The sequence below is a fragment of the Phaeovulum molybdatiresistens genome (genome assembly GCF_023544865.1).
GTDB lineage: Bacteria > Pseudomonadota > Alphaproteobacteria > Rhodobacterales > Rhodobacteraceae > Pontitalea.
Genome location: NZ_JAMJFX010000029.1, coordinates 19,007 through 32,252, shown reverse-complemented (window position 1 = coordinate 32,252; position 13,246 = coordinate 19,007). Strand labels below are relative to the sequence as shown.

General features: G+C 65.9%; 11 protein-coding genes and 1 tRNA gene. 3 read left to right on the top strand and 9 right to left on the bottom strand.

Translation table 11 applies throughout. The features are described from left to right. The first annotated feature begins 131 nt into the window (after positions 1 to 131). Complete coding sequence (locus tag MXB90_RS15370; protein ID WP_250046305.1) at positions 132 to 920, top strand: type I restriction-modification enzyme R subunit C-terminal domain-containing protein; 789 nt, start codon at positions 132 to 134, stop codon at positions 918 to 920. A gap of 258 nt (positions 921 to 1,178) precedes the next feature. Here MXB90_RS15370 and MXB90_RS15365 read toward each other — a convergent pair. Next, a tRNA-Ser gene (locus MXB90_RS15365) sits at positions 1,179 to 1,268 on the bottom strand. Positions 1,269 to 1,607: 339 nt separating this feature from the next. Between MXB90_RS15365 and MXB90_RS15360 the strand changes: the two genes are divergently transcribed. Beyond that, a complete protein-coding gene (locus tag MXB90_RS15360) occupies positions 1,608 to 2,708 on the top strand; it encodes an AI-2E family transporter (RefSeq protein ID WP_250046304.1) in 1,101 nt (366 codons plus the stop codon). A gap of 105 nt (positions 2,709 to 2,813) precedes the next feature. On the opposite strand, the gene MXB90_RS15355 is transcribed toward MXB90_RS15360, so the two are convergent. The 8 genes from MXB90_RS15355 to MXB90_RS15320 all read right to left on the bottom strand — a co-directional run bounded on the left by MXB90_RS15355 (position 2,814) and on the right by MXB90_RS15320 (position 11,950). Beyond that, entirely contained in the window at positions 2,814 to 5,219 is a 2,406-nt protein-coding gene (locus MXB90_RS15355) for a DUF3772 domain-containing protein (RefSeq protein WP_250046303.1), read from the bottom strand. Continuing rightward, a complete protein-coding gene (locus tag MXB90_RS15350) occupies positions 5,216 to 6,247 on the bottom strand; it encodes a cysteine synthase A (RefSeq protein ID WP_250046302.1) in 1,032 nt (343 codons plus the stop codon). The genes MXB90_RS15355 and MXB90_RS15350 overlap by 4 nt, the downstream gene beginning before the upstream one ends. A gap of 73 nt (positions 6,248 to 6,320) precedes the next feature. Beyond that, complete coding sequence (locus MXB90_RS15345) at positions 6,321 to 6,464, bottom strand: hypothetical protein (protein ID WP_250046301.1); 144 nt, start codon at positions 6,462 to 6,464, stop codon at positions 6,321 to 6,323. Then, entirely contained in the window at positions 6,461 to 7,477 is a 1,017-nt protein-coding gene (locus MXB90_RS15340; RefSeq protein ID WP_250046300.1) for an NUDIX domain-containing protein, read from the bottom strand. Before MXB90_RS15340 ends, MXB90_RS15345 begins: the two co-directional genes overlap by 4 nt. A 15-nt stretch (positions 7,478 to 7,492) precedes the next feature. Further along, on the bottom strand, positions 7,493 to 7,933 hold the full coding sequence (locus tag MXB90_RS15335) for a TrgA family protein (RefSeq protein ID WP_250046299.1): 441 nt from the start codon (positions 7,931 to 7,933) through the stop codon (positions 7,493 to 7,495). Beyond that, on the bottom strand, positions 7,934 to 9,163 hold the full coding sequence (locus MXB90_RS15330) for an SAM-dependent methyltransferase (protein WP_250046298.1): 1,230 nt from the start codon (positions 9,161 to 9,163) through the stop codon (positions 7,934 to 7,936). 53 nt (positions 9,164 to 9,216) lie between these two features. Beyond that, positions 9,217 to 10,629 carry a cryptochrome/photolyase family protein gene (locus MXB90_RS15325; protein WP_250046297.1) on the bottom strand — a complete coding sequence of 471 codons (1,413 nt, stop codon included), beginning with the start codon at positions 10,627 to 10,629 and terminating at the stop codon, positions 9,217 to 9,219. 49 nt (positions 10,630 to 10,678) lie between these two features. Continuing rightward, the gene (locus MXB90_RS15320) at positions 10,679 to 11,950 is read right to left on the bottom strand and encodes an aminotransferase class V-fold PLP-dependent enzyme (protein ID WP_250046296.1); all 1,272 of its coding nucleotides are present in this window, start codon (positions 11,948 to 11,950) and stop codon (positions 10,679 to 10,681) included. Positions 11,951 to 12,122: 172 nt separating this feature from the next. On the opposite strand from MXB90_RS15320, the gene MXB90_RS15315 reads away from it, so the two are divergent. Next, complete coding sequence (locus tag MXB90_RS15315) at positions 12,123 to 13,172, top strand: ABC transporter substrate-binding protein (RefSeq protein ID WP_250046295.1); 1,050 nt, start codon at positions 12,123 to 12,125, stop codon at positions 13,170 to 13,172. Positions 13,173 to 13,246 lie beyond the last annotated feature (74 nt).

Genomic DNA, 13,246 nt, shown 5'->3' with positions numbered 1-13,246 from the left:
ACATCAGCCCCATGGAGTTCGAGGCACGCGCTATGCTAGCTTAACCTGCTGTCCACGAAACCGGTAGCAGGCCAGGGCTGCCATCGGCTCATAAGGACGACCCACTTCCGGCAAAGCAGTTTGACCTACTCGTGCTGAATGCACAGCTACTGCTGCTTGAAGGTGATGTTGGGTTTGAAAAACTCCAGAAGCGGATGGTGAGCGTCGCATCCGCGTTGGAGGCCCTGTCGAATGTGCCGCTTGTAGCCAAGCAGATGCCGCTGATCCTAGACATGCAGACCGACGAGTTTTGGGTCGATGTCACCGTCGAAATTCTGGACGACATTCGCCGTCGCCTCAGGGACTTGGTCGAACTGATCAAACCGACAGAGCGCAAGATCGTCATTACCGACTTCGAGGACGAGATCGGTGAAGGGGAAGGTGTCCACCTGCCCGATGTTGGTTCCGGCGTGGATAAGGGGCGTTTCAAGATGAAGGTCCGCCGTTTCATCGAGGTTCACAGGGACCACATCACGCTGATCAAGCTCCGAAAAGCCGAGCCATTGACCGTGCAAGACTTGGAAGAACTCGAACGCTTCTTATTGGAGCACGGCATCGTCGCAACCGAAGATCTGGCTGCCATCAAGGCCGAGGAAGGGTTGGCGCACTTCCTCCGCTCCCTCACCGGGCTGGATCGCGCCGCCGCAAAAGCGGCATTCAGCGGCTTCATCGCTGATCGTCAACTCACTGCCGATCAGCTTGAGTTCCTTGATCGGATCATCGACGCGCTGGCTGAAACGGGCTTTGTCGATCCCAAGAACTTCTACGAAAGTCCCTACACAGATTTCGACAGTCAGGGCATCGTCGGCGTGTTCCCGAAGGACCAAGCGAGTCAGATCATCGAAATCGTGAGGGGGCTGAACTCGGTCGAGGCGGCTTAATCGATATAAGCTTTTCCGCTCGGGAAGAGTGTATGACTTACCCGAGGACGATCATGGCGGCACTGCAATGTCTCGACCTTCGAGAGAGGTTTTCGATGAACATTGGCCAAGATCGCATCGAAACGCCAATCGGGCGGAGCGCCGAATCTTGATTATAGACTGTCGCAACTGGCCGCGGCCAAGCGCAAAAGCAATGGCGGGCGATTTGGCGGGTAGATCTGCCAAACCCTAAAATTTTCTTTATTTTTCAATGGTAAGTGGCGGAGAGAGAGGGATTCGAACCCTCGAGACGGTTCCCCGCCTACACACTTTCCAGGCGTGCGCCTTCGACCACTCGGCCACCTCTCCGTGGGGCGTTCTGTAACCGCAAACGGGCGGGTTGCGCAAGGGGGCGTTCGTGGGAATTGCGGATTTGCCGTCGGGATGGGACCGGGCGCCGCGGGGCGTTTGGCGCATAGGCTCTGCCGAGCGACTTCACACCAGCCGGCGTTGGAATTTCCGGGCGGCTATCGCGATGACGGGCTGATTGTGCCATCGGGGAAGGGACAGCGCACGCGGGGTCTGTGCGGGCTTGTCATGGGCGGGCTTGTCATGGGCGGGCGCGGACCTTACCGTGGCGCGGCGCAAGCGCGCGCGCGGGCAGATGACGGCGGGGATTGGCCCTGCAAGGACGGAATGGCACCGAAGATGAAAGACAACAGCGGGCCGAATGTGCTGCGCCGGGCACCGACGATGCGCGAGACCATGCGCCTGCCCACGATCCTTTTGGGGCTGATTGCCTTTGCGCTGGTGCTGTTCTTGCTGGTGCAGGCGCGCTTCATCCTGATTTCGCTTGCGATAGCGATCATCCTGTTCTCGCTGACGTCTGAAGCGATCAATGCGATCGCGCGGGTGCAGATCGGACCGATCCGGGTGCCGAACTGGCTGGCCTCGGTGGTGGCGCTGGCGCTGATCGCATCGGGCCTGCTGACGGCCAGCGCGGTCCTGCTGGCGCAGGCCAATGAGGTGGTGACGATGATCCTGGCCTATGCCGGGCCTGCGCAGCGCGCCATTGCCGAACTGTTCCGATGGATGGGCGAGGATGTCGAGGCGGCTGTGCTGACCTCGATCCAGAGCATCGAGATCGCGGGTTACCTGACGGCGATGGCCGGGCAGGCCTCAAGCCTGTTGTCGGCGACCGTTCTGATCATCCTGTTCGTGGGCTTCCTGTTCGCCGAACGGGTCTGGTTTCATGCCAAGCTGGAAAGCCTGCTGGGCGACCATGTCCGCGCCGAGCGCGCAGCGCGCACGGTGGGCACGATCATGCGGCGGGTGAACCATTACCTGATGGTCAAGGCCGCAGTCAGCGCGGTCACGGCGACGGTGGTGTTCTTCATCTTCAAGCTGGGGGGCTTCGGGCTGGCGATGCCGGTTGCGGTGCTGACCTTCGCGCTGAACTTCATCCCCTCGATCGGGTCGATCATCGCGACGGGGGTGGCGGCGCTGGCGGTCTATATCCTGACGCAAGAGCCATCCGCGGCGCTAGGCATTCTGGTGTCGGTGGCGATCGTGCAATTCGTGATCGGCAATGTCATCGACCCGATGCTGATGGGCAAGGCGCTGCGGCTGTCGTCCTTTGGCATCATCGCCTCGCTGGCGTTCTGGGGGGCGGTCTGGGGGCTGCCGGGGATGTTCCTGGCGGTGCCGATCATGGTGGCGCTGATGATCGTCTGTGCCCAGTCACCGACCTTCCGGCCCGTCGCGGTCCTGCTGTCGCGCGAGGGCCTGCCCGAGGATCATCACGGCTGATGGCGCGCGCCTGATGACGCGCGCCCGGGGGCCCTGCCCCCGGACCCCCGGGATATTTCTGCAAAGCCGAAGACCATGAAGCATGGGACGCGCCTTTCGGCGGCGTCAGCCGGGCTGGCTTTCGGCGGCCGGGTCGGGCTTGGCTTGCCCGGCGGGGCCCGATCTGGCGGCGCGCAAGGCCTCGGGATTGCGCAGCCAGACGTCGCGCTGGGCAAAGGGGATCTCGATCCCCTCGGCGGCGAAGCGGGCGGCGATTTCGTGGTTCATCTCGGACTTGACCGAGACGCCGAAATTCACATCCGACAGGATCGCGCGGATTTCGAAATTCAGGCTGTCGGCGCCGAACCCGGTGAACAGCACGCGCGGCGGCGGGTTCATCATCACCAGCGGATTGTTTTCCGCAATCTCGGTCAGGATCTTTTCGACCCGGCGGGTATCGGTGCCATAGGCCACACCGACCGGCACGATCACCCGCCCCGTCAGGTTGCCCCGCGTCCAGTTCGTGACCTGCCCCGAGACCAGATCGGCATTGGGAACGATCACCTCGGTCCGGTCGAAGGTTTCGATCCGGGTGGATCGCACCGAGATTGCCTTGACGGTGCCCATCTGGCCGCCGACCTCGATCCAGTCGCCTTCGGAAATCGGGCGTTCGATCAGCAGGATGATGCCCGAGACGAAGTTCGACACGATGTTCTGCAGGCCAAAACCGATGCCGACCGACAGCGCCCCCGCAACGATGGCCAGCGAGGACAGGTCGATCCCGGCCGAGGAAATCGCCAGGATCGCGGCCAGGAAGATGCCCAGATAGCCGACCCCGGAAACGATGGCGTTCTGCCCGCCCTTGTCCAGCCGCGTCTTGGGCAGGATCGAGCTGCGCAAGCCCCCCTGCAGCAGCCGCGTGATGGTAAAGCCGATGCCAAAGACCACCACGAAGGTCACGAAGACCATCGGTGAAATCCGCACGCCCCCCAGCGAGACACCGGCCTTCGCCTGGGTCCAGAGTTCCATAAGGTCCTCGGGGCGCGCGCCCCAGATCAGCGCCAACACCGGCAACGCCAGAAGGATCAGGACGAAGCCCGCGATCACCGGCACCAGATCCTCGGCCAGGCGATCCTCGCGCCGGGTCAGCACGCCGTAAAGTTCGGCGACAAAGCCCTGCAGCAGGCCCACCACCGCCAGCACCGCCAGCGTCATGATCGCGGGCCAGATCAGCGCATCGGCCGCGCTGACATAGCCGATCAGCCCCAGCGCGGGCGCCACCACCGCAATCACGATCGTCGCATTGCCAAGCCACGCCATCAGCTTGAGCCGGAATTCGGCATCCTCGCCCGCGCGGGTCGCCGCCACCGCGCGCCGGCGCAGCAACTGCCCCATGCGGAATAGCGCCAGGGCGGCGAAGATCTGCAGCGGCACCGACAGCACCGCCATCGCCGCATCCGCGCGCAGCGCCACTTCCTGCGCCTTGTCGGCGGGAATGGTCCCTGCCCCGCCCAGATAATCCTGCGCGCGCGGCGCAATCCATTCCTGCAGCAATCCGTAAAGCGCCAGCGCCAGGCCCATCGTCAGCGCGTGAAAGCGGCCCTCGCCCCGCGCCTCATCGGGCAGCGCCAGCGCGCCCGCGCCCGCACCAAAGACCCGCGCGCCCAGCCACCAGCCCGCCAGAACCACCAGCAGCAATCCCGGCAGCGCCCCGAACAGCGCCAGCAGGATCGGGCCGAACATCCCGGTCTTGTCCAGCGCCGTGGCCAGCATCAGCGCCCCCAGGAATGGCAGCACCACCTGCCCCAGCGACACCAGTTCCGATATCAGCCCGCGCCCGCGCATCTGCGTCCGGGCCAGAAGCCATTGCGTCAGCTGGCCCATCCAGTGCCCGCCCCGCGTCAGCAGCACCCCCGCCACCAGCACCAGCACCGCGACCAGCGGCGCATTGTTGCGCAAGGTTTCCATGTTGATCGGCCGGGTGAAGCGCCAGACGGTTTCGTCATAGATCCACGCGCCCATCCAGCGCACCAGTGACACTGCGGCGGGCCAGTTGACCGGATTTGCAGGCGATGGCGACAGCCGCAACAGCTTGTCGGCCTGACGTTCACGCACCAGCCGATCGATGCTGCGGATCAGGCCGTCGGCCTCGGTCGCGGCTTCGGCTGCGGCGATGCGGGGTGCCTGCAGGCTGGCCAGCGTCTCGGCCAATTCGGCGCGGCGCGCCGCGATCGCGGGATCTTCGGTTTCACCTTCGGCGGGGGCCGGGCCCAGGGCCAGGATCTGGCCGCGCACCGTCTCGATCCGGTCGGCATTGACGCCCTGCGCCGCAGTGAAGGTGTTGCGCCATTTGACCACCTCGGCGCGAAGCTGCGACAGGCGTTCATCGCCGACGGCGGGGTCGCCCACGGCTTGCTGCACCGTCTGCGCCTCGCGTTCCCAGACGGCATAGTCCGGGGCCTCGGCCTCTTGCGCGGTCGCTGGCAGCGCCAGCAGCAGAAGAACGGCGGCAAGCCGCAGCAGATGCATCATCCCTCATACACCTCGGGGATGGCGCGGCCCGGGCCGTCCAGCCACGCGGGCACCGGCAGGCCCTTGGCGCGCAGGAAATCGGGGTTGAACAGCTTGGACTGATAGCGCGTGCCATAATCGCACAGGATGGTGACGATGGTGTGCCCCGGCCCCATTTCCTGCGCCATGCGGATCGCGCCGGCCACGTTGATGCCCGACGATCCGCCCAGGCACAGCCCTTCGTCCGCCAGCAGGTCAAAGACGACCGGCAGCGCCTCGGCATCGGGGATACGGAAACTCATGTCCGGGCGGATGCCTTCCAGATTGGCGGTGATGCGCCCCTGCCCGATGCCCTCGGTGATCGAGGAGCCTTCGGCCTTCAGCACGCCTTCGGTGTAATAGCTGTGCAGCGCCGCACCTTCCGGATCGGCCAGGCCGATCTGCACGCCCTTGGGCTGCAGCGCCATCGCCACCCCCGCCAGCGTCCCGCCCGACCCCACGGCGCAGATGAAGCCATCGACCTTGCCCCCGGTCTGGTCCCAGATCTCGGGACCGGTGGTTTCCACATGGGCCTGCCGGTTGGCGACATTGTCGAACTGATTGGCCCAGATCGCGCCATTGGGTTCGGTCCGCGCCAGTTCGGCGGCCAGGCGGCCGGAATAGCGCACATAGTTGTTGGGGTTGGAATAGGGCGCCGCGGGCACCTGCACCAGTTCGGCCCCGGCCAGGCGCAGCATGTCCTTTTTTTCCTGGCTCTGGGTTTCCGGGATCACGATCACCGTGCGGAACCCCATCGAGGCGCCGACCAGCGCCAGCCCGATGCCGGTATTGCCCGCCGTACCCTCGACAATCGTGCCGCCGGGTTTCAGCAGGCCGCGCGCCACCGCATCGCGGATGATGTACAGCGCGGCGCGGTCCTTGACCGACTGGCCGGGATTCATGAACTCGGCCTTGCCCAGGATCGTGCAGCCCGTCATTTCCGAGGCGCGGCGCAGCTTGACAAGCGGGGTGTTCCCGATCGCCTCGGCCAGATCGTTGCAGATGCGCATGGGATGTCCCTTTTCTGTTCGTGTGGTCATGTTCATACCGTTAGCCAAGACTTAGGCCCTGGGGGCCAAAGCCTCAACCCCCCGACACCGGCCCCGGCGGCAGATCGGCGCGCAGTTCGGGGCGCAATTGGGCCAGCCAAAGCGCCAGCACCAGCAGCGGGCCATTGTCGGCCTCGCCGCTGGCCACCAGGTCCATCAGCGCGGCAAAGGGGATCACGTGGCTGCGAATATCCTCGCCCTCGGCCGCGACCCCGCCTGCGCCTGCAACATCGTCGGGCAGATCGGTAAGACCGATGAGCAATACAGATATTCCGTCTTGGCCCCCGGCGAGGGGTAGAAGCTGGGCCCCGCGATCAGCCGGTCGATCCGCAGACCCGCCTCTTCGGCGGCCTCGCGCAGGGCGGCTTCTTCGGGGTTTTCGCCCGCGTCGATGCGGCCCGCGATCGGCTCAATCAGCCAGGGGTTGGCATCGCCGCGCGCAAACGGGCCCATGCGGAACTGTTCGATCAAAAGCACCCGGTCGCGGACCGGATCATAGGGCAGCAGCACCGCCGCATCGACGGAAACAAAGGCCGTGCGGTCCAGCAACGGCCCGTGCCCGCCCGCGAACTGGCGATGCGACAGGCGGTAATCCTCGACCGAGAAAAAGCCCGCATAGGCGATCTGCGCCTGTTCGACCCGCACATCACCGGGCGCGGCCGGGCGGCGCAGCCGCGCAGGCTTGGCCGCCCCCGCACGCCGGCGCGCCGCCGCGCGCGCCAGCATCGCGGGATAGCGCGCCCGCGCACGCTCTGGCGCGACGCGGCCCAGGCCCGCCATGAATTCGGCGGCCGCCAACGTGGCCAGATCGCCCCAGTCACGCACCCAAGCGTCCGGATCCCAGGGGCCGCCCGGCTGTAACGACACGCCTGCCGCCTTGGGCCAGAACACCCGGGCGGGCACCGGGCCTGCCTGCGTTTCGACCTGCATTTCCTTGATCTCAAATGAAAAACCGGACTCGTAATAGTCCAGCCGGGCGGCCTCGGGGGCGGTCAGCTCAACCACGATCCCCGGGGCCCCCGCGCCGCCCGCGCACAGCATGGGAAAGCCCTGCGGCACGCCCCGGCACAGGGCCTCATGCACCGTGACGCCGGACAGACGGGCGGCGACGCCCTCGGCATCCCGCCCCAGAACCTGCGCCAGAAGCGGCGGATGGCGCAGGGTTCCATACAGAAAATACCGGAACGTCAAGCCCGTGCCCGCCCCTCAGACCCAGCGCCGATGCGCCCATTCCGAGGCGATGCCGGCAAGCGCGCCACCCAGGAACAGCACGATCAGCACATCGGGCTGCAGCGCGGCGGCGCCCATGTCCAGGCCCTGCCCCACGATATCGGTCAGCGCCTCGAACGGGCCGTCATAGCGCATCCGCACCGACCAGCGGATCATCTGCAGCGTGCCGAGGAAGAACAGCACCAGAATGACCAGATAAACCGCGGCGCGCATGCCCGCCTGCGCCGAAAGCCACATCCCCCGGCCCACCGACCGGCCGATCACCTGCCAGCCCAGCAAAAGCCCGATCGAGGCCGCCGTCAGCGGCAGCCGACCGCCCCCCGCTACGCCGGGCAGATATTGCAGCACCAGCGCGCCGGTAAAGAACCCCGCCAGCGCCAAGGCCACCGCGGCAAAAAGTTTGGCTGCTGTCGGCATCTACCCCCCGGGCCTTTCGTAGCGGAATTGCGTTACATCGCAGTTTCCGTACTCAAAGGCCCCGGCGCAAGAGGCAAGATAGAAATTCCACATCCGCCGGAAACGCGCATCAAAGCCCATCGCGGCAATTTCGGGCCAGCGGGCGTTGAAACGTTCGTGCCAGACCCGCAGCGTGCGCGCGTAATCACGCCCGAAGGACAGCCCGCCCAGGGGCCGCAGCCCCGCGGCCTGCGGCAGGGATTGCATCTTGGACGGCGGCGGCAGCATGCCCCCGGGGAAGATATATTTCTGAATGAAATCCGGGGTTTGCCTATAGATCTCAAAGCGCTTTTCCTGCACGGTGATGACCTGCAGGCAGGCCTTGCCGCCGGGCTTCAAACGGTTGTGGACCACGTCGAAATAGGTGGGCCAGTATTTCTCGCCCACCGCCTCGAACATCTCGATCGAGGCGATGGCGTCGAACTGGCCGGTGGTATCGCGGTAATCCTGCAGACGGATCTCGACCCGATCCGACAGGCCGGCGCGGGCAATGCGGGCCACGGCATAATCATGCTGGGCCTGCGAAATCGTCAGACAGGTCAACCGCAGCCCGCGTTCACCCGCCGCGTATTCCGCAAAGCCCCCCCAGCCACAGCCGATTTCCAGCACATGCGCGCCCGGCGCCACGTCCAGCGCATCGACCATGGCGGCGTATTTCTGGCGCTGCGCCTCTTGCAGGTCATCGGTGCCGCGATACAGCGCCGAGGAATAGGTCATCGAGGGGTCCAGCCAGAGCGCGTAGAAATCATTGCCCAGATCGTAATGCGCCGCGATGTTACGCCGGGCCTGCGCGCGCGAATTGCCGCGCAGCCAGTGGCGGAAGGCCTCATATTTGCGCAGCAGGCCCAAGCCCGGAAAGCCGTCATACAGATCGTCATTGTCCGCATGGATCAGATCCATGAACGCCATCAGATCGGGCGAGGACCAGCCGCCATCCAGATAGGCCTCGCAAAAGCCCAGGTCGCCTTCGCGGATCAGGCGGGCGAAAATGTCGGGATCATGCACCACCACCTCGGCCTGCGGCCCGGGTCCGGCGCCCTGGATGCGAAAGCGCCGCCCGTCGGGCATGACGAAATCCAGCCGCCCATGTGCCACCCCGCGCCCCGCCACGGAAAAGACCCGCGCAAACCAGCGCGGCAGATTTTTCTGCCCCGTGGTTTCGGTCAGCACCTTGGCATCCATGTCGAACATCTGCGTCCCCCTTGAGCGTTTTCAACCGGATACGCATGGCACGCGCGCCAGGTTCACTTTTCGCGCGCCGCATAAGCAGTCAAGGCCCGCTTGCGCCCTGCGTCAAGGGAAATTCGCCGCGCGGGATAGCGCTGGTCGGGCGAAAGGCCCCAGGATTTCGGGCAGGCGGCAAAGAATTCCAGCGCCTCGGGGGCTGGCAAAGGCTGCCCATCGGCTATGAACTTTGCCCGGTAAGAACCTGTCTTGTCGAACTTTTCCGCCTGACCCTCGGGGTTGAAGACACGAAAATAGGGGGCCGCGTCGGGGCCGGATCCCGCGACCCATTGCCAGCCCATCGCATTGGCCGCCGGGTCCCAGTCGATCAGGCAGTCTTCAAACCACTTCAGGCCCACGCGCCAGTCGGTCAGCAGATGTTTCGTCAGGTAGGACGCCGCGATCATGCGCGCGCGGTTGTGCATCGTGCCGGTCACATACATCTGCCGCATGGCGGCATCGACAAAGGGTTCGCCCGTCATGCCGCGCCGCCAGGCCTCGGCATCGTCATTGTCCCCGCGCCAGGGAAAATCCGCCCATTCCGCGCGCCAGTTGGCCTGGGCCAGATCGGGGAAATGGTGCAGCAGATGCCAGGCGAATTCGCGCCAGACCAGTTCCTTCAGGAAATGCTCCGCCCCCGCAGCCCCTTCCTGCAGCGCGCGCCAGCCCGCATGCCAGACCACCCTGGCCGAGATTTCGCCCACCGTCAGGTTTTCCGACAGGCCCGAGGTGGCGGGTTCCGCCGGAAAATCGCGCCGGTCCTGATAGCGCTCGCTCCGCCCGCGGATGAACCGATCCAGCCGGTCCAGCGCCGCCGCCTCGCCAACCTGGGCGTGACGCGCGACCACCGCCGCGCCCCGCCGCATCGCGGCGCCCATCTGCCAGGCTTCCAGATTTTCGCTTTCTGGCCAGTTGCTTGGCGTGCGAAGTTGATGCACCGCTGGAAGTGCGGGCAGAACCTCGCGTCCCTTGACCGCGCGCCAATAGGGCGAATAGACGCGATAGGGCCCGCCCGCGCCGGTCTGCACCGTCCAGGGTTCAAACAGCAAATGCCCGGCAAAACTTTGCGCAGCGATCCCCGCGGCCTTCAGCGCGGCCTTGACGGCGGTGTCGCGCGCGACCGAGGCCGGATCGTAAAGCCGCGACCAATAGACCGCGCCCGCCCCGGTTTGCGCGATCAGCGCGCGCAGCACCTCCAGCGCGGGGCCACGGCGCAGGATCAGGCGCGACCCGATCCCATCCAGCACGCCCGCGAAATGGCCGACCGCCGCGCCCAGCCGCCATTTCGGCGCAGCCCCCAGCGTCTCGACCGTCTCATCATGGATGAAGACCGGGATGACGGGCCGCCCCGTCGCCACAGCCGCCGCCATGGCCGGGTGATCGCTTAGCCGGAAATCCCGCCGAAGCCACAGAAGTATCGGTGTGTCGCCCATCGCCTGCCCCCAAGGTTTGTGCTTTTACGCAGCGCCCCGGGCGTCTGGATCACTGTGCCAGCTGGCCCGCCCGCTGCGCGTCCAGCACCGCATCCAGCGCGCCGATCAGCCGAACCACATCCTCGGGCGTGGTGTAATGCACGAAGGACAGCCGCAGGACGCCCGCGTCCGGATCGACGCCCATAGATTCCAGCGGGCGGCGGGCGTAGAAATGCCCCCCCGCGCAGTCGATGCCCCGTTCGGCCAGCGCCGCGGCAACCGGCGCGGCTGGCCCGTCCAGCGCCAGCGCCAGCGCGAAGGTGGGCGCGCGGTCCTGGGCCGCAACGGGGCCAAGCAGGCGCACCCCGGGCAGGTGGTACAGATAGGTCAGCAAGGGCTGCATCAACCGGATTTCCTGCGCCCGCATCAGCCCATGCACCCGCGCCGCGCGCAGCCGCGCGTCGGGTTCAGGCGCGAAGTGATGATCGTGCAGCGCATCGATGTAATCGGCAATGCCCGCGCAGGCGGCCACCTGGGCATGATCGGGGCCGGCGGGCGTAAAGCGCTTCCACAGCACCTCGGCGTTGAACCAATGCGCCTGATTGGGCAGCCGCGCGCCCAGATCACGGCGGATCACCATGATGCCCTGATGCGGCCCATAGGTCTTGTAGGCGGAAAACAGGTAGATATCGGCCCCCAGCGCCCCCACATCGGGCAAGCCGTGGGGGGCATAGCTGACCCCGTCGACACAGGCCACCGCGCCTGCCGCATGCGCCATCGCCACGATCTCGGCCACCGGGTTGATCTGCGCCACCACGTTGGAACAATGCGGAAAACAGACCAGCCGCACCCGCCCATCCGCCAGCAAGGGCGCCAGCTGCGCGGGGTCCAGATGGCCGGTGTCAGGGTCAATGCCCCATTCGCGGATCTCGATCCCCGCCTCGGCCAGCCGCCGCCAGGGGCCGGAATTTGCCTCATGGTCCTGATCGGTCACCACGATCGCCTCGCCCGGGGTCAGGGCACCGCGAAAGGCCTGGGCCAGCACATAGGTATTGGCCGTGGTCGAGGGGCCAAAGCTGACCTCATCCCCGGCCACGCCCAGCATCGCCGCCAGCCGCTCGCGCGCCTCATCCATCTCGGCGCCCGCCGCGGCCGAGGCGGGAAAGGCGGCATAGGGCTGCACCTTGCGGGTGCGGTAGAACCGCGTCAGCCGGTCGATCACCGGCGCACAGGCAAAAGACCCGCCGGCATTCTCGAAAAAGCCCCGCTGCGCGGCCGCCGGATCGGAAAAGGCGGGAAAGTGCCGGCGAACGAAACGAAGATCAAGGGTCGGGATGGTCATCTACTCTCCTGCACGGCGCACGCCGAGGTTGATTTGCCTTGGGTGCATCACACTTGCGCAAAGCAGCGGCAAAGGTCAATCGCACCCGCGCCGATGCGCCAAAAGTGGCTTGCCCGGACCTGCGCCAGCGTCTAGCGTCGATGCACAACCCAAAGCTTTGAACAGGGAAATCATGCGCAAGTCTTCGCTACTTCTGGCCAGCGTGGCCGCCTTCGCCCTTACCCTGCCCGCTCGCGCGGCGGACCCCGACCTGCTGGTCTTCGACTGGGCCGGTTTCGAGGAAGAGGGCCTGTTCGCCCCCTATATCGAAAAGCACGGCACCGGCCCCAGCTACACCTTTTACGGCGATGACGACGAGGCCTATCAAAAGCTCGCCTCGGGCTTCAAGGCCGATGTCGCTCATCCCTGTTCGCAGATGGTGTCGAAATACCGTGACGCCGGGCTGATCGAACCCTGGGACACCAGCCGCATCCCCGAATTCGCCAATCTCGACCCAAGCTTCCTGAACAGCCCGATCTTCAAGGATGATGCGGGCGTGTGGTATCTGCCGACCGACTGGGGCGTGACCGCCATCGCCTACAACCCCGAACAGGTCCCCGCCGAGGATGTGGCCTCGCTCTCGGTCTTCACCAACCCGAAATACCAGGGCCGCACCTCGCTGCCCGACAGTTCGGATGACATCTGGGCGCTGGCCTATCTGGCGACCGGCGTGACCGACTGGACCACGATTTCCGACGAACAGTTTGCCGCCGCTGCCGCCTGGCTGCGCGAGGCGCATCAGAACGTTCGCTCTTACTGGGCGGATCCGGCCGAACAGGCGCAGCTGATGGCCTCGGGCGAGGTTCTGGTGGCCTGGTCCTGGAACGACGGCGTCGTTTATCTGCGAAATGACGGCTACCCCGTCGCTTTCCAGCGCGAGGCCAAGGAAGGCTCTTCCACCTGGTTCTGCGGCTTCGTGAACCTCAAGGACGGGCCCGGGTCGGAAGACAAGCTCTATGATTTCGTCAATGCCTGGCTGCGCCCCGAGGCAGGCCCGGCGCTGCTCGATGCCATCGGCTATGGTCACACCAACACCGCCGCGATGGACCTGGTCCCCGCCGAGGATCTGGAAACCGCGGGCCTGACCGATATCGACGCGCCGATCCTGGCCCAGACCCCGAACGACCCGGCACTGCGCGAACGCCAGCTGGCGGAATTCGAAAAGATCAAGGCAGGCTTCTGATCCCGCAACGATCGCAGACCAAAGGGGCGCCCCCGGGCGCCCCTTTTTGCTGCCCCCCTTCGGCTTTGCCGAAA

What these genes read in the sequence shown, in the direction of transcription:
- MXB90_RS15360 (WP_250046304.1), top strand. Translation starts at nt 1,608, where the DNA reads ATGAAAGACAACAGCGGGCCGAATGTGCTGCGCCGGGCACCGACGATG.
- MXB90_RS15355 (WP_250046303.1), bottom strand. Translation starts at nt 5,219, where the DNA reads ATGATGCATCTGCTGCGGCTTGCCGCCGTTCTTCTGCTGCTGGCGCTG.
- MXB90_RS15350 (WP_250046302.1), bottom strand. Translation starts at nt 6,247, where the DNA reads ATGCGCATCTGCAACGATCTGGCCGAGGCGATCGGGAACACCCCGCTT.
- MXB90_RS15335 (WP_250046299.1), bottom strand. Translation starts at nt 7,933, where the DNA reads ATGCCGACAGCAGCCAAACTTTTTGCCGCGGTGGCCTTGGCGCTGGCG.
- MXB90_RS15330 (WP_250046298.1), bottom strand. Translation starts at nt 9,163, where the DNA reads ATGTTCGACATGGATGCCAAGGTGCTGACCGAAACCACGGGGCAGAAA.
- MXB90_RS15325 (WP_250046297.1), bottom strand. Translation starts at nt 10,629, where the DNA reads ATGGGCGACACACCGATACTTCTGTGGCTTCGGCGGGATTTCCGGCTA.
- MXB90_RS15320 (WP_250046296.1), bottom strand. Translation starts at nt 11,950, where the DNA reads ATGACCATCCCGACCCTTGATCTTCGTTTCGTTCGCCGGCACTTTCCC.
- MXB90_RS15315 (WP_250046295.1), top strand. Translation starts at nt 12,123, where the DNA reads ATGCGCAAGTCTTCGCTACTTCTGGCCAGCGTGGCCGCCTTCGCCCTT.